Annotated in this window: 1 protein-coding gene (running past one end of the window); it reads right to left on the reverse strand. The window is 72.1% G+C overall.

Features of this window, described 5'->3' with window-relative positions; genetic code table 11:
* Window positions 1-9 precede the first annotated feature (9 nt).
* Window positions 10-21,900 carry the 3' portion of a type I polyketide synthase gene (locus tag AF335_RS16335; RefSeq protein ID WP_102919264.1) on the reverse strand. It continues 8,913 nt past the right edge of the window, so 21,891 of the gene's 30,804 nt are visible here — the last part of the coding sequence; its start codon lies beyond the right edge, outside the window; its stop codon occupies window positions 10-12.

A 21,900-nucleotide genomic window follows, 5' to 3' on the forward strand; every position in this document is an offset into this window, starting at 1 on the left:
GTACGGACGTCAGAGGCCGAATCCGTCGAGGAGGTCGAAGATCTCGTCGTCGCTCGCTGAATCGATCTTGTCCCTCATCGTTTCCTGTTCGGTCTCGGCCGCCGTGTCCGTACCGCCGCCGGGGGCCGCGGTGAGGCGGGCCAGGACGTCGCCCAGCCGGATCGCGATGCGCTCGCGTGCCGTGGCGCCACTGTCCTCACCGACGGCACCGGCGGCACCGGCGGTTCCCGCGGCCTCCTCGGCCCGTGCGGCGACGGCCGTCAGGGCGGCCTCCAGCCTGTCGATCTCGGCGATCACCGACTGGACGGCGGCCTCCTGGCTGCCCGCGCCGCTGAGCTCGGAGCCCAGGTACTCGACGATGGCGGCCGGGGTCGGGTGGTCGAACACCAGGGTGGCCGGGAGCCGGAGGCCGGTGGCCGCGTTGAGCCGGTTGCGGAGTTCGAGCGCGGTCAGCGAGTCGAAGCCGGTCTCGCGGAACGCCCGCTCCGCGTCCACGGCGTCCGCCGAGGCGTGGCCGAGCACCGCCGCCACCTGGCCGGTGACCAGCTCCAGCAGCAGCGCCGTCCGCTCCGCCTCGGGCGCGGCCTGCACCCGCTCGCGGAAGGCCCGCGCCGCCGCCGAGCCGCCGCCCGCGCCGGAGCGGGAACCGCGCCGGGCCGGCGTCCGGACCAGGCCGCGCAGGACCGGCGGCAGGCCGCCGTCGCGGGCGAGTTCACGCAGGGCCGCGAGGTCGACGCGGATCGGTACGAGCACCGCCTCGTCGCGGGCCACGGCCGTGTCGAACAGGGCGAGTCCCTCGTCGGAGCCCATCGCCTCGACGCCGCCCCGGGAGAGGCGGGAGACGTCCCCGCCACCGAGGCCGCCCGTCATGTCGCTGGTCTCCTCCCACAGGCCCCACGCCAGCGACGTCGCCGGCAGGCCCGCGGTGCGCCGCCACTGGGCGAGCGCGTCGAGGAAGGCGTTGGCGGACGCGTAGTTGGCCTGGCCGGGGTTGCCGAAGACGCCGGCCGCCGAGGAGAACAGCACGAAGGCGGAGAGACCGAGGTCCTTGGTCGCCTCGTGCAGGTTCCAGGCGGCGTCGGCCTTCGGGCGCAGCACCCGGTCGACCTGTTCGGCGGTCATGGCCGCCACCACACCGTCGTCCAGTACGCCCGCGGCGTGCACGACGGCGGTCAGCGGGTGTGCGGCCGGTACGGACGCGAGCAGCGCGGTGAGCGCCTCGCGGTCGGCGGCGTCGCACGCCGCGACCGTGACGTGCGCGCCGAGCCCGGTGAGCTCGTCGCGCAGTGCGGCCGCGCCGGGGGCGGTGAGGCCCCGGCGGCCGGTCAGCACCAGGTGGCGCACGCCGCGTTCGGTGACGAGGTGGCGGGCCAGCAGCGCACCGAGCGTGCCGGTGCCGCCGGTGACCAGGACGGTCCCGTCGGGGTTCCACTCCCCGGCCGGGTCCGGAGCGGCGCCGGCGCGGGCGAGGCGCGGTACGAACGCCTCGCCCCGCCGGATGACCAGCTGGTCCTCGTCTCCGGCGCCGACGGTGCCGGCGAACGCCTGGCGCGTCGTGTCGTGCTCGTCCAGGTCCACCAGCGTGAACCGGTCCGGGTTCTCCGACTGCGCGGACCGCACCAGGCCCCACACGGCCGCACCGGCGAGGTCGCCGACGGCGTCGCCGCCGGGGCCGGCCATCGCGCCGCGCGTCACCAGCACCAGGCGGGAGTCGGCGAGGCGGTCGTCGGCGAGCCATGCCCGTACGAGCTCCAGGGCGCCGTGCACGGCCTCCCGGGCGGCGGCGGCCGGGGAGACCCCGGAGCCGGCGCGCGTACCGGCGGTGTCGACGCACGTCACGACGGTGCCGGGGACGGAGCCGGCGGTCAGGGACGGCAGATCCGCGTGACCGGCGGCCCGCGAACCGAGGGCCGGGCCCAGCTTGAAGGCGTCCTCGCCGAGGATCGCCCAGGTGGTGGTCTCCGCCGTGGAGGCCCCGTCGGCCGGGCGGGGGGTCCACTCCACCCGGAACAGCGAGTTCTGTCCCTCCTCGCCGCCGTCGGCCGCCGCGAGCTGCTCGGGCGAGACGGGGCGTACGGCGAGCGACTCGACCGAGGCGACCGGCGCGCCGTCCTCGTCGGTCAGCCACAGGCCGACCGCTCCGGACCCGGCCGGTGCCACCCGTACCCGGAGCACCGAGGCGCCGGGCGTGCGGACCGTGACACCGGACCAGGCGAAGGGGAGCGCGGCGGTGCCGCCACCCTGCTCCTCGCCGGAACCGGAACCGGAGCCGGAGCCGGAATCAGAACCAGAACCGGTGAATCCGCCGAGGCCGATCACATGCAGCGCGGAGTCCAGCAGCGCCGGGTGCAGCCCGAACGAACCGGCCTGCGCCCGCGTCTCCTCCGCCAGCTCGATCTCCGCGAACACCTCGGACTCGCCGCGCCAGGCGGCCCGTACGCCCTGGAACACCGGGCCGTACTCCAGCCCGGCCAGACCGAGCTCACCGTAGAGCGCGGTCACGTCGACCTCCTCGGCCGCCAGCGGCGGCCAGGTGGAGGCCGTGGTGACGGGCTCCTCAGGGGCCTCCTCCGAGAGGGTTCCGACGGCGTGACGCGTCCACTCCTGGTCCGGTCCGGCGCTCTCCCGGCGCGAGTGGATCACGACGGAGCGGCGGCCGGTGTCGTCCGGTTCGCCCACGGTCACCCGCAGCTGGACACCACCGTTCCCGTGCAGGACCAGCGGCGCTTCGAGGGTGAGCTCGTCCACGGTCGCGCAACCGGCCTCGTCACCGGCGCGGATCGCCAGATCGACGAACGCGGTACCGGGGAGCAGGACCGTACCCATGACGGCGTGGTCCGCGAGCCACGGGTGGCTCTGCAGCGACACCCGGCCCGTGAGCAGGAAGCTCTCGGAGTCCGGCAGGGCGACGACCGCACCCAGCAGCGGGTGCCCGGTCGAGCCCTGGCCGATGGCGGCGGCGTCACCGCCGGCCACGATGGCCTCCAGCCAGAAGGACTCGTGCTGGAAGGGGTACGTGGGCAGGTCGGCGAGGCGGGCGCCGGTACCGGAGAAGAAGGCGGACCAGTCGACGCGGGTGCCGGTGATGTGGAGACGGCCGAGAGCGGTGACGAGAGATGTCGGCTCGGGGCGGTCCTTGCGCAGCGCCGGGACGAACGCCATGTCGTCGGTCTCCGGCAGGCACTCCTGCGCCATCGCCGACAGGACACCGTCCGGGCCCAGCTCCAGGAAGGTACGAACACCCTGGTCGTGGAGGGTCTGGACGCCGTCGGCGAAACGGACCGCCTCACGGACGTGACGCACCCAGTAGTCGGCGGAGCAGAGCTCCCCGGCCTCGGCGACCCGGCCCGTCACATTGGAGATGACCGGGATCACCGGGGCGTGCAGCGTCATGCCCTCGACGACGGCCCGGAGGCCCTCCAGCATGCCGTCCATCCGGTGGGAGTGGGCGGCGTGCGAGATGTTGAGGCGCTTGGTGGTCGCGAACAGCGCGGCCACCGCCAGCGTCGCGTCCTCGTCACCGGAGATGACGACCGAGGACGGGCCGTTGACCGCGGCGACGTCGACGCCGTCGAGCAGCACCGCCCGCACCTCGGCCTCGGTGGCGCGGACCGCCACCATCGCACCGCCCTCGGGCAGGGCCTGCATAAGCGCGGCACGGGCCGCGACCAGCTTGCCCGCGTCCGCCAGCGAGAACACCCCGGCGACGTGCGCCGCCGCCAGCTCGCCGACGGAGTGTCCGGCGACGAAGTCCGGCCGGACGCCGAAGGACTCGACGAGGCGGAACAGCGCGACCTCGATGGCGAACAGCGCGGGCTGCGTGTTCTCCGTACGGCCCAGCAGCGCGGCGTCGTCGAGGATCGTCCGGTCCAGGCCGAGCGCCTCGCAGGCGGCGTCGAACGACGCCGCGAACACCGGGAACGCGGCGTACAGCTCGTGTCCCATGCCGACCCGCTGCGCGCCCTGGCCGGTGAACAGCGCGGCGGTGGCGCCGCCGAGCACCCGGCCGGTGAGCGCCTGGGCCCCGCCGTCCACCACGAGGGCGCGGTGGTCGAACTGCGCGCGGGCCGTCGCGAGGGTGAAGGCGACGTCCACGGGGTCGAGGCCGGCCCCGGCCTTACGGACCCGGTCGAGCTGCGCGTCGAGGGCCTCCGGCGACTTGCCCGAGAGCACCCACGGCACCGCCGGGAGCCCGAGGACGTCCCCGGCCCCAGTCTCCGCCTCCGGCGCCTGCTCCACGATCACGTGGGCGTTCGTGCCGCTGAAGCCGAAGGAGGAGATGCCCGCACGACGCGGACGACCCACCTCCGGCCAGTCGCGGGCCTCGGTGAGGAGCTCGACGGCCCCGTCCGCCCAGTCGATGTGCGGCGACGGCTCGTCCGCGTGCAGCGTCTTCGGCAGCACGCCGTTACGCATCGCCATGACCATCTTGATGATCCCGCCGACACCCGCGGCGGCCTGGCTGTGGCCGATGTTGGACTTCAGCGAGCCGAGCCACAGCGGCTCGTCGCCCGCGCGCTCCTGGCCGTAGGTGGCGAGGAGCGCCTGGGCCTCGATCGGGTCACCCAGCGTCGTACCCGTGCCATGCGCCTCGACGGCGTCGACGTCGGCCGGGGAAAGGCCGGCCACGGCGAGGGCCTGGCGGATCACCCGCTGCTGGGACGGACCGTTGGGCGCCGTCAGACCGTTGCTGGCGCCGTCCTGGTTGATCGCCGTGCCGCGCACGACCGCGAGGACGCGGTGGCCCTTGCGGCGGGCGTCGGAGAGCCGCTCGACGAGCAGCATGCCGACGCCCTCCGCCCAGCCGGTGCCGTCGGCGCCGGCGCCGAACGCCTTGCAGCGCCCGTCCGCCGAGAGCCCCCGCTGGCGCGAGAACTCCATGAACGCGCCCGGAGTCGACATGACGGTCACACCACCGGCGAGCGCCATGTCGCACTCACCGCCGCGCAGGGCCTGGACGGCCATGTGCAGGGCGACCAGCGACGACGAGCACGCCGTGTCGACGGTGACCGCCGGACCCTCGAACCCGAACACGTAGGAGAGACGGCCCGACACGACACTGCCGGAGGTACCCGTACCGAGGAATCCGTCGACGCCCTCGGGAGCCGCGGCACCGACGCCGGACGCGTAATCGTGGTACATCGCACCGGCGAAGACACCGGTCCGGCTGCCGCGCAGGGCGGACGGGTCGATGCCCGCCCGCTCGACGGCCTCCCAGGTCGCTTCGAGGAGCAGACGCTGCTGCGGGTCCATCGCGAGGGCCTCGCGCGGGCTGATCCCGAAGAACGCCGGGTCGAACTCGGCGGCCTGGTGAAGGAAGCCGCCCTGACGCGTGTACGAGGTCCCCGGGCGCTCACCCGTCGGGTCGTAGAGGTTCTCCACGTCCCAGCCGCGGTTGTCCGGGAAGGCGGTGATGCCGTCGCGGCCGTCGCGGACGAGGTTCCACAGGTCCTCGGGCGAGCTCACGCCACCCGGGTAGCGGCAGGCCATGCCGACGATCGCGATCGGCTCGTCGGCGGTGACCACCGCGGTGACGGCGGCCGTCTCCTGCCGCCCGCCGAGCAGCGCCTCACCGAGGTGGCCGGAGAGGGCGGCGGCGGTGGGGTAGTCGAAGACGAGCGTCGCGGGGAGCCGCTGGCCCGTCGCCGTGTTGAGGCGGTTGCGGAGTTCGACGGCGGTCAGGGAGTCGAAGCCGAGCTCGGTGAACGCCCGGTCCGGCTCCACGGCCGCGTTCGAAGCGTGACCGAGGACGGCGGCCACCTCCGTACGGACCAGGTCGAGCAGCGCACCCGCGCGCTCGTGCTCCGGCAGGGCGAGGAGACGCCTGCTGAGCGAGTCCGTCCGACGGGCGTCGGCGGTACGGCGCACCGGGCCGCGTACGAGCCCGCGCAGCAGCGGCGGCACGTCACCGCCACCACGGGCCATGGCTCGCAGGTCGAGCGGCGCGGGTATCAGCAGGGCCTCGCCGGACACCATGGCGGCGTCGAGGAGTTCCAGACCCTGCCGGGGCGCGATCGCGAGCACACCACTGTTACCCATACGGGAGGTGTGGGCGGATTCCAGCTCGGCGCCCATGCCGTCCGTGTCCTCCCACAGGCCCCAGGCGAGGGACGTGGCGGGGAGACCGGCGGCGACACGCTGCTGGGCGAGAGCGTCCAGGTAGGCGTTGGCGGCCGCGTAGTTACCCTGACCCGCGTTGCCGAACACACCGGCAGCCGAGGAGAACAGAACGAACGCGGACAGCTCCATACCGGCGGTGAGCTCGTGCAGGTGACGAGCCGCGTCCGCCTTCGGAGCGAACACCGCGTCCAGGCGGGACGAGGTCAGCGAGCCGATCACGCCGTCGTCGAGGACGCCGGCGGTGTGGACGACAGCGGTGACGGGGTGGGCGGCAAGCAGGGCCGCCACGGCGTCGCGGTCGGCTACGTCGCACGCGGCGACGGTCACCTCGGCACCGAGGGCGGTCAGTTCGTCACGGAGCTCGGCCGCACCGGGGGCATCCAGACCGCGGCGGCTGGTCAGCACCAGGCCGCGTACGCCGTGCTCGGCCACCAGGTGACGGGCGACGAGGGCACCCAGGGAGCCTGTACCGCCTGTGATCAGGACCGTGCCCTCGGCGTCCCAGACGCCCTGGTCGGTAGTGGTGACCGAGGCTCGGGCGAGGCGCGGCGCGAAGACCTCTCCGCCACAGACCGCTGCCTGCGGCTCGTCACCGATGAGAGCGAGGACCTCCGGGGAGAGCTCCCCGTCGAGGTCGAGGAGGACGAAACGGTCCGGGTTCTCCGACTGCGCCGAACGCACCAGACCCCACACGGCGGCCTGTACGGGATCGACGTCCGCGTCACCGGCCACAGCCACCGCGCCCCGGGTCACCAGGGCGAGACGGGTGTCGGCGAACCGCTCATCGGCCGCCAGCCACTCCTGCACCAGAGCCAGCGCGCCATGGGCGTCGAGGTCCCGTGCGGCGACCAGGCCGGGTACGGGCGCGCCCGCCTCCACGGCCGTGTGCAGCGCCGCGAGATCCGCGTGGTCCACACCGAGGACGGTCATGGATGCGGTCACGGATGCGGATGCGGCGTCGGTGCGGGTCGCGACCGGCACCCACTCCAGACGGAACAGCGCGTCCCGCATGCCCGGGTCGCCCGCCTGGCGCAACTGGTCGGCGGCGACCGGCCGGACGACGAGCGACTCCACCGTCGCCACCGCCGTACCGCTCGGGTCCGCCAGCTCCAGCGTCACACCGCTGCCGTCGGGCGTCGCCCGCAGCGCGACGCGCAGCGCCGTGGCGCCACCGGCGTGCAGGGTCACTCCCGACCAGGCGAAGGGAAGCCGCGGGCCTGCGGCGTCCGCGCCCGCGCCGGCCGCGAGGTCGCCCAGCGCGATGGCGTGGAGCGCGGCGTCGAGCAGGGCGGGGTGCGCGCCGAAGGTGTCGGTGCCAGGGGTGTCCTCGGGCAGTGCGACCTCGGCGTAGACCGTGTCGCCCGCGCGCCAGGCGGCGGTCATGCCCTGGAAGACGGGACCGTACTCCAGCCCGGCCTCGGCCAGACCGGCGTAGAGACCATCGACGTCAAGGACCTCGGCACCGGCGGGCGGCCACTCGGTGAGGTCCGCGCCACCGGCAGCGGAGGAGGCGGACAGGAAACCGGACGCGTGACGCGTCCACGCCTCGTCCTCAGGCGCGTCTTCCGGCCGCGAGTACACGGCCAGGGCCCGGCGGTCCGAGTCGTCCAACTCACCGACCAGCACGCGCAGCTGAACGCTCCCGCGCTCGGTGAGCACGAGCGGCGCTTCAAGGGTGAGCTCGTCGACGGTGGCGCAGCCGACCTCGTCGCCCGCGCGGACCGCGAGCTCGACGAAGGCTGTACCCGGCAGCAGGACGCTCCCGGCGACGACGTGATCGGCCAGCCACGGGTGGGTACGGAGCGACAGCCTGCCGGTGAGCAGGTAGCCCTCGGGCAGCGCGACCACGGCACCCAGGATGGGGTGATCGGCCGAACCCTGCCCGACGGAGGCCACGTCGCTGCTGGTCGTAGCGGCTTCGAGCCAGTAGGACTGGCGCTGGAAGGGGTAGGTGGGGAGGTCGACACGGCGGGCGCCGGTGCCGGTGAAGAAGGCGGGCCAGTCGACGCGGGCGCCGGTGATGTGGAGACGGCCGAGGGCGGTGACCAGGGCGGCCGGCTCCGGACGGTCCTTACGCAGCGCTGGGACGAACGCGACGTCCTCGGCGTCGGCCAGGCACTCCTGGGCCATCGCGGAGAGAACGCCGTCGGGGCCCAGCTCCAGGAAGGTACGGACGCCTTCGGAATGGAGGGCCTGGATGCCGTCGGCGAAACGAACGGCCTCGCGGACGTGACGCACCCAGTACTCGGGGGACGTCAGATCCGTGGCCAGAGCGCCCGTGACGTTGGAGACGACCGGGATCGCCGGAACACTGTAGGTGAGGGATTCAGCGATCTCGCGGAAACCGGCCAGCATCCCGTCCATCAAGGACGAGTGGAACGCGTGCGAGACGTTCAGGCGACGGGCCTTCTCGAAACGACCGGCGACCTGCGCCACCGCGTGCTCGTCACCCGAGATCACCACGGACGACGGGCCGTTGATCGCCGCAATGTCGACACCCTCGACGAGGACCTCGCGCACCTCATCCTCAGTGGCACGCAGGGAGACCATCGCCCCACCGGCAGGCAGGGCCTGCATCAACGCGGCACGGGCCGCGACCAGCTTGCCCGCATCCTCCAGCGAGAACACACCCGCAACGTGAGCAGCCGCAATCTCACCAATGGAGTGACCCGCGACAAAGTCGGGCCGGACGCCGAAGGACTCGGCGAGACGGAACAGCGCGACCTCGACGGCGAAGAGGGCGGGCTGCGTGTTCTCCGTACGAGCCAGCAGCTCCGCATCGTCGAGAACAGCCGGGTCCAGACCCAGCGCGGCGCACGCGGCGTCGAACGCCTCCGCGAAGACGGGGAAGGCAGCGTGCAGCTCACGGCCCATACCGGCCCGCTGAGCACCCTGACCCGTGAACAGTGCGGCGACCTTGCCGCCCAGCACCCGGCCGAAGAGCGTGTGATCGTCCACCACGACAGCCCGGTGGTCGAACTGCGCCCGCGCCGTCGCCAGCGTGAAAGCGACGTCGACCGGATTGAGGTCGGCACCCGCCTCCCGCACCCGTGCGACCTGCGCCTCCAACGCCTCCGGCGACTTACCGGAGACCACCCACGGCACCACCGGCAGAACGACATCACCAGCGGTCACAGGGGCCGCAATCTCCGGCGCCTGCTCGATGATCACGTGGGCGTTCGTACCGCTGAAGCCGAAGGAGGAGATGCCCGCGCGACGCGGGCGGCCCTCGGCCGCCGCCCATTCCCGGGCCTCGGTGAGGAGTTCGACCGCACCTTCGGTCCACTCCACCTGATCCGTGGGCGTATCGGCGTGCAGCGTCTTCGGGAGCACCCCATGGCGCATCGCCATGAGCATCTTGATGATCCCGCCGACACCTGCGGCGGCCTGGCTGTGGCCGATGTTCGACTTCAGCGAGCCGAGCCACAACGGCTCGTCACCCGCGCGCTCCTGACCGTACGTGGCCAGCAGCGCCTGCGCCTCGATCGGGTCACCCAGCGTGGTGCCCGTGCCATGTGCCTCAACAGCGTCGACATCCGCCGCCGACAGACCAGCCGACGCCAGCGCCTGCCGGATCACCCGCTGCTGCGACGGACCGTTCGGAGCGGTCAGACCATTGCTCGCACCATCCTGGTTGATCGCCGAACCACGCACCACACCCAGCACCCGGTGGCCCTTACGACGGGCATCCGACAGCCGCTCCACGAGCAGCATGCCCACACCCTCGGCCCAACCCGTACCGTCCGCACCCGCACCGAACGCCTTGCAACGACCATCCGCCGCCAAGCCCCGCTGACGCGAGAACTCCACGAACGCACCCGGCGACGACATGACCGTCACACCACCGGCCAGCGCCATGTCGCACTCACCCGCGCGCAGGGCCTGGACGGCCATGTGCAGGGCGACCAGCGACGACGAGCACGCAGTGTCGACAGTGACCGCCGGACCTTCCAGCCCGAACACGTAGGACAGGCGGCCCGACACGACACTGCCGGAGGTACCCGTACCCAGGAAGCCGTCGACCTCCTTCACCGACCCCTCGGAGCCGACACCCTGCGCGTAGTCGTGGTACATCGCACCGGCGAAGACACCGGTCCGGCTGCCGCGCAGGGCGGACGGGTCGATGCCCGCCCGCTCGACGGCCTCCCAGGTGGTCTCCAGCAGCAGACGCTGCTGCGGGTCCATCGCGAGGGCCTCACGCGGCGAGATTCCGAAGAACCCCGGGTCGAACTCGGCCGCCTCGTGCAGGAAACCACCCTCCAGCGTGTACGAAGTCCCCGGGCGCTCGCCCGTCGGGTCGTACAGGGAGTCGAGGTCCCAGCCGCGGTCGACCGGGAAACCGGACACGCCGTCGCGGCCGTCGCGGACGAGGTTCCACAGGTCCTCGGGCGACGTCACGCCGCCGGGGTAGCGGCAGGCCATGCCGACGATCGCGATCGGGTCGTCGCTGGCGGACGCCCGTACCAGCGCGGGCCGAACATCCTGTGCCGCGCCGCCGGCCAGCTCCTCCAGAAGGTGGTCCTTGATCGCGGCGGCCGTCGGGTAGTCGAAGACGAGAGTCACGGGCAGCCGCAGGCCGCTCGCCGTGTTGAGGCGGTTCCGCAGCTCAACGGCGGTCAGGGAGTCGAACCCGAGCTCGGTGAACGCCCGGTCCGGCTCCACGGCCGCGTTCGAAGCGTGACCGAGGACCCCGGCCACCTCCGTACGGACCAGGTCGAGCAGCACACCCGCACGCTCGCCCTCGGGCAGCCCGAGGAGCCGACGACGCAGGGAATCCGCCTGCCGGGCGTCAGCGGTACGACGCACCCGGCCGCGTACGAGCCCGCGCAGCAGCGACGGCACGTCACCGCCACCACGGGCCATGGCCCGCAGATCGAGCGGGGCGGGTACGAGCACGGGTTCGCCCGACGCCACCGAGGCGTCGAAGAGAGCGAGCCCCTGGGCGGGGGTGAGGGCGATGACGCCTTCCTGCGCCATACGGGACGTATGGACGGTGTCCAGCTCGGCGCCCATGCCGTCCGTGTCCTCCCACAGGCCCCAGGCGAGGGATGTGGCGGGGAGACCGGCGGCGACACGCTGCTGAGCGAGAGCGTCGAGGTAGGCGTTGGCGGCCGCGTAGTTGCCCTGACCGGCGTTGCCGAACACACCGGCAGCCGAGGAGAACAGCACGAACGCGGACAGGTCCATGCCGGCGGTCAGCTCGTGCAGGTGACGAGCCGCATCCGCCTTCGGGCCGAAGACCGCGTCCAGGCGGGACGGCGTCAGCGAACCGATCACACCGTCATCGAGAACACCGGCCGTGTGAACCACGGCGGTGACAGGGTGGGCGGCGAGCAGGGCCGCCACGGCGTCACGGTCGGCTACGTCGCAGGCAGCGACGGCCACCTCCGCGCCAAGGGCCACAAGCTCATCCCGCAGCTCGACTGCCCCCGGGGCGTCCAGGCCACGACGGCTGGTCAGCACCAGACCGCGCACACCGTACTCAGCCACCAGGTGACGGGCCACGAGCGCACCGAGCGCACCCGTACCGCCCGTGATCAGAACCTTGCCCTCGACGTCCCACGTGGGCCGCGCTTCGGCAGCGACAGCCGCCCGCGCCAGACGCGGGGCGAAGACCGCACCTCCGCGCACCGCCACCTGCGGCTCGTCACCGACAAGAGCGAGAGCGCCGGCAGACAGCTCCTCGTCGAGGTCCAGGAGAACGAAACGGTCCGGGTTCTCCGACTGCGCCGAACGCACCAAGCCCCAGACGGCGGCCTGCACCGGGTCGAGGTCGGCGTCGCCGACCAGAGCCACCGCACCCCGGGTCACCAGGACGAGCCGCGAGTCGGCGAACCGCTCCCCCGCCAGCCACTCCTGCACCAGACCCAGCGCACCACGAACGTCGGAAGCCACAGCGGCGACCAGCGCCGGAACCTCCACGCTCCGGCCCAACGCCGCCAGATCCTCGTAGTCCCGGCCCAGCACCGCCACCGGAGCCTCCGAGGGCGACGCCGCGACCGGCACCCACTCCACCCGGAACAGCGAATCCCGCAGCACCCGGTCCGGTCCAGCCAGCTGGTCTGCGGCAACCGGCCGCACCACCAGCGACTGCACCGAGGCCACGGCGACACCGGCGGCATCCGCCAGCTCCAGCGCGAAGCCCTCCGCGCCCGGAACCAGCCGCACCCGCAGCCGGGACGCCCCGGCAGCGGCCAGCGACACTCCACGCCACACGAACGGCAGCTCGGGCCGACCCGAACCCGCGCCCATGTTCAGCGCGTTGACATGCAGCGCGGCGTCGAACAGCGCCGGGTGCAGGCCGTACGAAGCGACGTCCGTACCGTCCGGCAACGCGACCTCGGCGTAGACCGTGTCGCCCACGCGCCACGCGGCGGTCACGCCCTGGAAGACGGGACCGTACTCCAGCCCGGCCTCGGCCAGACCGGCGTAGAGACCATCGACATCGACGATCTCGGCACCGGCGGGCGGCCACTCGGTGAGGTCCGCGCCACCGGCAGCGGAGGAGGCGGACAGGAAACCGGACGCGTGACGCGTCCACGTGTCATCGCCTTCGGGACGCGAGTGGACGGCAACGCTCCGACGCCCCTCGGCGTCGGGCTCACCCACCGTGACCCGCAGCTGGACACCGCCCTGCTCGGCAAGCGCCAGCGGCGCCTCCAGCGTCAGTTCGTCGACCGCGGTGCAGCCGACCTCGTCACCCGCGCGGATCGCGAGATCGACGAACGCCGTGCCGGGGAGCAGAACCGTCCCCATGACCACGTGATCGGCGAGCCACGGGTGGCTCTTGAGCGACACCCGGCCGGTGAGGAGGAACTCCTCCGAGTCGGGCGTACCGACGACAGCGCCCAGCAGCGAGTGGCTGACCGGGTCCTGCCCCACAGAGCTGACGTCACCGCCGCTCACTGCCGCTTCGAGCCAGTAGGACTGGCGCTGGAAGGGATAGGTGGGGAGGTCGACACGGCGGGCGCCGGTACCGGAGAAGAAGGCGGACCAGTCGACGCTGGCACCCGTGATGTGCAGACGGCCGAGAGCGGCGACCAGGGCGGCCGGCTCCGGACGGTCCTTACGCAGCGCCGGGACGAACGCCACGTCCTCGGCGTCGGCAAAGCACTCCTGCGCCATCGCCGACAGGACACCGTCCGGGCCCAGCTCCAGGAAGGTACGAACACCCTGGGCGTGGAGGGTCTGGACACCGTCGGCGAAACGGACGGCCTCGCGGACGTGACGGACCCAGTACTCGGGGGAGGTCAGATCCGTGGCCAGTTCACCCGTGACGTTGGAGACGACCGGGATCGCCGGAACGCTGTAGGTGAGGGATTCTGCGATCTCGCGGAAACCGGCCAGCATCCCGTCCATCAAGGACGAATGGAACGCGTGCGAGACGTTCAGACGGCGCGCCTTCTCGAAACGACCGGCAACCTGCTCCACCGCGTGCTCGTCACCGGAAATGACCACAGAGGAAGGGCCGTTGATGGCGGCTATGTCGACGCCATCAACGAGGGCCTCGCGCACCTCGGCCTCGGTGGCGCGCAGGGAGACCATCGCCCCACCGGCCGGAAGCGCCTGCATGAGCGCGGCACGGGCGGCAACGAGCTTCGCCGCGTCCTCCAGCGAGAACACACCCGCAACGTGAGCAGCGGCAATCTCACCAATGGAGTGACCGGCCACGAAGTCGGGCCGGACGCCGAAGGACTCGGCGAGACGGAATAGCGCAACCTCGATGGCGAACAGCGCGGGCTGCGTGTTCTCCGTACGAGCCAGAGCCTCCGCATCGTCAAAGACGGCCGGGTCCAGACCCAGCGCCGCACAAGCAGCGTCGAACGCCTCCGCGAAGACGGGGAAGGCCGCGTGCAGCTCACGCCCCATACCGGCCCGCTGAGCACCCTGACCCGTGAACAGCGCAGCGACCTTGCCGCCCAGCACCCGGCCGGACACGACCCGCTCGCCATCCACCACCACAGCCCGGTGCTCGAACTGCGCCCGCGCCGTCGCCAACGTGAACCCGACATCCACCGGGCTCAGATCGGCAGCAGCACCCACAACCCGGGCGACCTGCGCGTCCAGCGCCTCCGGCGACTTACCCGAGATCACCCACGGCACCACCGGCGGAACGACATCGCCGGAGACCGTTGCGGACTCGACCGTCGGTGCCTGCTCAAGGACTACGTGGGCGTTCGTGCCGCTGAAGCCGAACGACGACACACCCGCACGACGCGGACGACCGGTCGCCGGCCACTCACGAGCATCACCAAGGAGCTCGACAGCACCCTCGGACCAGTCAATGTGCGGCGACGGCTCATCCACGTGCAGCGTCTTCGGCAGCACCCCATGACGCATCGCCATGACCATCTTGATCACACCGCCGACACCTGCGGCGGCCTGGCTGTGGCCGATGTTGGACTTCAGCGAACCGAGCCACAGCGGCTCGTCGCCCGCGCGCTCCTGACCGTAGGTGGCCAGCAGCGCCTGGGCCTCGATCGGGTCGCCCAGCGTGGTGCCCGTGCCATGTGCCTCGACGGCGTCGACATCCGCCGCCGACAGACCGGCCGTGGCCAGCGCCTGGCGGATCACCCGCTGCTGCGACGGACCGTTTGGTGCCGTCAGACCATTGCTCGCACCGTCCTGGTTGATCGCCGAACCCCGGACCACACCCAGCACCCGGTGGCCGTTGCGCCGCGCATCCGACAGCCGCTCCACGAGCAGCATGCCCACGCCCTCGGCCCAGCCCGTACCGTCCGCACCCGCACCGAACGCCTTGCAACGACCATCCGCCGCCAAGCCCCGCTGACGCGAGAAGTCGATAAACGCACCCGGAGTCGACATGACCGTCACACCACCGGCCAGCGCCATGTCGCACTCACCCGCGCGCAGGGCCTGGACGGCCAGGTGCAGCGCCACCAGCGACGACGAACACGCCGTGTCCACCGTCACCGCCGGGCCTTCGAGGCCGAATAGGTACGACACGCGGCCCGAGGCCACGCTGCCCGCCGTACCCGTGCCGACGAAGGCGTCGACGCCTTCGGGCTCCGCACCCGTGAGGCCGGTGGCGTAGTCGTGGTACATCACACCGGCGAAGACACCGGTCCGGCTGCCGCGCAGAGCGGACGGGTCGATCCCGGCCCGCTCGACGGCTTCCCAGGTGGTCTCCAGCAGCAGACGCTGCTGGGGGTCCATCGCGAGCGCCTCGCGCGGGCTGATCCCGAAGAACGCCGGGTCGAACTCGGCCGCCTCGTGCAGGAAACCACCCTCACGGGTGTAGCTCTTGCCCGGCAGGCCCGGCTCGGGGTCGTAGAGGTCCTCCAGGTCCCAGCCGCGGTTGTCCGGGAAGGCGGTGACGCCGTCGCGGTCGTTGATCACGAGGTCCCAGAGGTCCTCGGGCGAGGTCACGCCGCCGGGGTAGCGGCAGGCCATGCCGACGATCGCGATCGGGTCGTCCGCCGCGACCTGGGTGGTGGTGACCACGACATCGTCGTCGCCCGCGCCGAGGACCGTCTCACCGAGGTAGTGGGCGATGGCGGCGGCAGTGGGGTAGTCGAAGACGAGCGTCGCGGGCAGCCGGTGGCCGGTCGCCGTGTTGAGGCGGTTCCGCAGCTCGACGGCGGTCAGGGAGTCGAAGCCGAGCTCCGTGAACGCGCGCTCCGGCTCCACGGCCGCGTTCGAAGCGTGACCCAGAACCCCGGCCACCTCCGTACGAACCAGATCCAGCAGCACACCCGCGCGCTCACCCTCGGGCAGCCCGAGCAGTCGTCGACGCAGGGAATCCGCCTGGCGGGCGTCGACCGTACGGCGCACCGGCACCCGTACCAGACCCCGCAGCATCGACGGCAGGTCGCCGCCGCCACGAGCCATGGCCCGCAGGTCCATCGGAGCGGGTACGAGGACGGGTTCGCCCGACACCACCGCGGCGTCGAACAACGCGAGGCCGGCGTCGTGCGTCAGGGCCACCATGCCGTTGCCGTCCATGCGCGAGGTGTGCGCCGTGTCCAGCGCACCCCCCATGCCGTCGGCGCCCTCCCACAGGCCCCAGGCGAGGGACGTGGCGGGGAGACCGGAAGCGACACGCTGCTGGGCAAGGGCGTCCAGGTAGGCGTTGGCGGCCGCGTAGTTGCCCTGACCCGCGGCGCCGAGGGTCGCGGCGACGGAGGAGAAGAGGACGAACGCGGACAGGTCCATGCCGGCGGTGAGCTCATGCAGGTGACGGGCCGCGTCCGCCTTCGGAGCGAACACCGCGTCCAGACGCTCCTGCGACAGCGAACCGATCACACCGTCATCGAGAACACCGGCCGTGTGAACCACGGCGGTGACAGGGTGGGCGGCGAGCAGGGCCGCCACGGCGTCGCGGTCGGCTACGTCGCACGCGGCGACGGTCACCTCGGCACCGAGAGCGGTCAGTTCGTCACGGAGCTCGACTGCCCCAGGGGCGTCCAGGCCACGACGGCTGGTCAGCACCAGACCGCGTACGCCATGCTCGGCCACCAGGTGGCGGGCGACGAGGGCGCCCAGGGAACCCGTACCACCCGTGATCAGAACCGTGCCCTCAGCATCCCAGACGCCCTGGTCGGCAGTGGTGACCGAAGCGCGGGCGAGGCGCGGCGCGAAGACCGCGCCTCCGCGCACCGCCACCTGCGGCTCGTCACCGACAAGAGCGAGCGCGTCGGCAGACAGCTCCTCGTCGAGGTCGAGGAGGACGAAACGGTCCGGGTTCTCCGACTGCGCCGAACGCACCAAGCCCCAGACAGCGGCCTGCGCCGGGTCGAGGTCGGCGTCGCCAACCAGAGCCACCGCACCCCGGGTCACCAGGACGAGCCGCGAGTCGGCGAACCGCTCGTCGGCCGCCAACCACTCCTGCACCAGACCCAGCGCGCCCTGAGCATCAGAGACGACGGCGGCGACCAGCGCCGGAACCTCCGCACTCAGGCCCAAGGCCGCCAGGTCCTCATGGTCCCGGCCCAGCACCGCCACCGGAACGTCCGAGGCCGGTGCCGCGACCGGCACCCACTCCACCCGGAACAGCGAGTCCCGCAGCGCCCGGTCGGCCGCACGCAGCTGGTCCGTGCCCACCGCACGCACCACCAGGGAGCCGATCGAGGCCACGGCCGCACCCGCGTCGTCGGCCATCTCCAGCGCCACACCGCCACCACCGGCCGTGCCACGCATCCGCACCCGGAGCGCCGTAGCGCCACTGGCGTGCAGGTTCACGTCCGACCAGGCGAACGGAAGCTGCGGACCATCCTGGTCCGCGACGAAACCACCGAGGACGACGGAGTGCAGCGCGGCGTCGAACAGCGCCGGGTGCAGGCCGTACGAAGCGACGTCCGTACCGTCCGGCAGCGCGACCTCGGCGAAGACCTCATCACCCACGCGCCACGCGGCGGTCACGCCCTGGAAGACGGGACCGTACTCCAGCCCGGCCTCGGCCAGACCGGCGTAGAGACCATCGACGTCAAGGACCTCGGCACCGGCAGGCGGCCACTCAGTGAGGTCCGCGCCACCGGCAACGGCGGCAACGGACAGGAAACCGGACGCATGACGCGTCCACGCCTCATCCTCCGACGCGCCCTCCGGCCGCGAGTACACAGCCAGGGCCCGGCGGTCCGAGTCATCCAACTCACCGACCAGCACGCGCAGCTGAACACTCTCGCGCTCGGCGAGCACGAGCGGAACCTCAAGGGTCAGCTCGTCCACGACCGTGCAGCCGACCTCGTCACCCGCACGGATCGCCAGGTCCACGAACGCCGTGCCCGGCAGCACGACGCTGCCGGCCACCGCGTGGTCCGCGAGCCACGGATGCGTACGAAGCGACAGACGGCCCGCGAAGACGGAACCACCCGAGTCGGGCAGCGCCACGACGGCACCGAGCATCGCGTGCCCAGCGGCACCAAGACCGGCGGACTCGACATCGCCCTGACCGGGCCGGCCTTCGAGCCAGTAGGACTGGTGCTGGAAGGCGTACGTCGGCAGGTCGACACGGCGGGCGCCGGTGCCGGAGAAGAAGGCGGACCAGTCGACGCGGGCGCCGGTGATGTGGAGACGGCCGAGGGCGGTGACGAGGGAGGTCGGCTCGGGGCGGTCCTTGCGGAGGGCCGGGATGAAGGCGACGTCTTCGGCGTCGGGCAGGCATTCCTGCGCCATGGCAGAGAGAACGCCGTCGGGGCCCAGCTCCAGGAAGGTACGGACACCCTGGGCGTGGAGGGTCTGGATGCCGTCGGAGAAACGGACGGCCTCGCGGACGTGACGGACCCAGTACTCGGGGGAAGCGAGATCCGTGGCCAGAACGCCCGTGACGTTGGAGACTACCGGGATCGCCGGAACGCTGTAAGCCAGCGACTCGGCGACCGCACGGAACTCGTCCAGCATCCCGTCCATCAGCGACGAGTGGAACGCGTGCGAAACGTTGAGACGACGAGCCTTCTCGAAACGACCGGCCACCTCCTCAACAGCGGCCTCAACACCCGAAATGACCACGGACGACGGGCCGTTGATCGCGGCGATGTCGACACCGTCGACAAGCACGGCACGGACATCGGCCTCGGTGGCACGCAGGGAGACCATCGCACCACCGGCAGGCAGCGCCTGCATCAGGCGGGCACGGGCCGCGACCAGCTTCGCCGCGTCCCCCAGCGAGAACACACCCGCCACATGCGCAGCAGCAATCTCACCAATGGAGTGACCGGCGACGAAGTCCGGCCGGACGCCGAAGGACTCGGCGAGACGGAACAGCGCCACCTCGACCGCGAAGAGGGCAGGCTGCGTGTTCTCCGTACGAGCCAGAGCCTCCGCATCGTCAAAGACGGCCGGGTTCAGGCCCAGTGCGGCGCACGCGGCGTCGAAAGCCTCCGCGAAGACGGGGAAGGCCGCGTAGAGCTCACGGCCCATCCCCGCCCGCTGAGCACCCTGCCCCGTGAACAGTGCGGCAACCTTGCCGCCCAGCACCCGGCCGAAGAGCGTGTGATCGTCCACCACCACAGCACGGTGCTCGAAGTGCGCCCGCGCCGTCGCCAGCGTAAAACCAACATCCACCGGGTTGAGGTCGGCACCCGCCTCCCGCACCCGTGCAACCTGCGCGTCCAACGCCTCCGGCGACTTACCGGAGACGATCCACGGCACCACCGGCAGAACGACATCACCAACGGTCACAGGGGCCGCAATCTCCGGCGCCTGCTCCACGATCACATGCGCGTTCGTGCCACTGAAGCCGAACGACGACACACCCGCACGACGCGGACGACCGGTCGCCGGCCACTCACGAGCATCACCAAGGAGCTCGACAGCACCCTCGGACCAGTCGATGTGCGGCGACGGCTCATCCACATGCAGCGTCTTCGGCAGCACCCCATGACGCATCGCCATGACCATCTTGATGATCCCGCCGACACCGGCCGCCGCCTGCGCGTGACCGATGTTCGACTTCAGCGAACCGAGCCACAGCGGCTCGCCCTCACCACGCTCCTGACCGTAGGTGGCCAGCAGCGCCTGTGCCTCGATCGGGTCACCCAGCGTGGTGCCCGTGCCATGTGCCTCGACGGCGTCGACATCCGCCGCCGACAGACCAGCCACAGCGAGAGCCTGGCGAATCACCCGCTGCTGCGAGGGGCCATTCGGGGCGGTCAGACCATTGCTCGCACCATCCTGGTTGATCGCCGAACCACGCACGACACCGAGGACCTGGTGACCGTTACGACGGGCATCCGACAACCGCTCCACGAGCAGCATGCCCACACCCTCGGCCCAACCAGTCCCATCAGCCTCAGCACCGAACGCCTTGCAACGACCATCCGCCGACAGACCCCGCTGCCGCGAGAAGTCGACGAACGCCGCCGGAGTCGACATCACGGTCACGCCACCGGCGAGCGCCATGTCGCACTCACCCGCCCGCAGCGCCTGGATCGCCATGTGCAGCGCGACCAACGACGACGAACACGCAGTGTCCACCGTCACCGCCGGGCCTTCGAGGCCGAACAGGTACGACACGCGGCCGGACGCGATGCTGCCCGCCGTGCCCGTACCGATGAATCCGTCGATGCCCTCGGGAAGCGCGCCGGTGATGTCGGTGGCGTAGTCGTGGTACATCACGCCCGCGAAGACACCCGTTCGGCTGCCGCGCAGCGCACCCGGGTCGATGCCCGCCCGCTCGACGGTCTCCCAGGTGGTCTCCAGCAGCAGACGCTGCTGCGGGTCCATCGCCATGGCCTCGCGCGGGCTGATCCCGAAGAACGCCGGGTCGAACTCGCCCGCGTCGTGGAGGAATCCGCCCTCGCGCGTGTACGAGGAGCCGGACCGCTCACCCGTCGGGTCGTAGAGGTTCTCCAGATCCCAGCCACGGTTGACCGGGAACTCGGACACCCCGTCACGCCCGTTGACGACCAGGTTCCAGAGGTCCTCGGGCGAGCTCACCCCACCCGGGTAACGGCAGGCCATGCCCACGATCGCGATCGGGTCGTCGGAGGCGACGACGGACGCGGCGGCATCCTGCGCGCCGCCGTCCCCCGTACCGAGGACCGTCTCACCGAGGTATCCGGCGATGGCGGCGGCGGTGGGGTAGTCGAAGACGAGCGTCGCGGGCAGCCGGAGTCCGGTCGCCGTGTTGAGGCGGTTCCGCAGCTCGACGGCGGTCAGCGAGTCGAAGCCGAGCTCCGTGAACGCGCGCTCCGGTTCGATCGCCGCACCCGACGCGTGGCCCAGCACCTCCGCGACCTCGTCGCGCACCAGGTCCGACAGCGCCGCCGGACGCTCGTCGGCCGCGAGGCCGAGGAGCCGCCGGCGGAGGGAGTCCGCCTGCCGGGCGTCGACCGTACGGCGCACCGACACCCGCACCAGACCCCGCAGCATCGACGGCAGGTCGGCGGCCGAGGCGTTCGACCGCAGGGCCGCGAGGTCGAGGGGAGCCGGTACGAGCGCGGGCTCGCCCGAAGCCACGGTGACGTCGAGCAGGGCCAGGCCCTCTCGGGCGCCGAGGGCGCGGACGCCGTCCTTGGTCATGCGCGAGGTGTGAGTGGTGTCCAGGACACCGCCCATGCCGCTCGCCTCCGCCCACAGGCCCCAGGCGAGGGACGTGGCGGGCAGGCCCGCCAGGGTGCGCTGCTGGGCGAGGGCGTCCAGGTAGGCGTTGGCGGCCGCGTAGTTGCCCTGGCCGGTGTTGCCGAACACACCGGCGACGGAGGAGAAGAGGACGAACGCCGACAGGTCCATACCGGCGGTGAGCTCGTGCAGGTGACGGGCCGCATCCGCCTTCGGGGCGAACACCGCGTCCAGGCGGGACGGGGTCAGCGAACCGATCACGCCGTCGTCGAGGATGCCGGCGGTGTGGACGACGGCGGTGACGGGGTGGGCGGCGAGCAAGGCTGCCACGGCGTCACGGTCGGCTACGTCGCACGCGACGACGGCCACCTCCGCGCCAAGGGCCACAAGCTCATCCCGCAGCTCGACGGCGCCCGGGGCGTCCAGGCCACGACGGCTCGTCAGCACCAGACCGCGTACGCCGTGCTCGACCACCAAGTGCCGGGCCACAAGCGCACCGAGCGCACCCGTACCGCCCGTGATCAGAACCGTTCCCTCGGCATCCCAGACGCCCTGGCCGCCGACGGCGACCGAGGCACGGGCGAGGCGCGGCGCGAAGACCGCGCCTCCGCGTACCGCCACCTGCGGCTCGTCACCGACAAGAGCGAGAGCGCCGGCGGACGGCTCCTCGTCGAGGTCCAGAAGAACGAAACGGTCCGGGTTCTCCGACTGCGCCGAACGCACCAGACCCCACACAGCGGCCTGGTCCGGGTCCACAGC

It is taken from the genome of Streptomyces eurocidicus (assembly GCF_002891295.1).
GTDB lineage: Bacteria > Actinomycetota > Actinomycetes > Streptomycetales > Streptomycetaceae > Streptomyces > Streptomyces eurocidicus.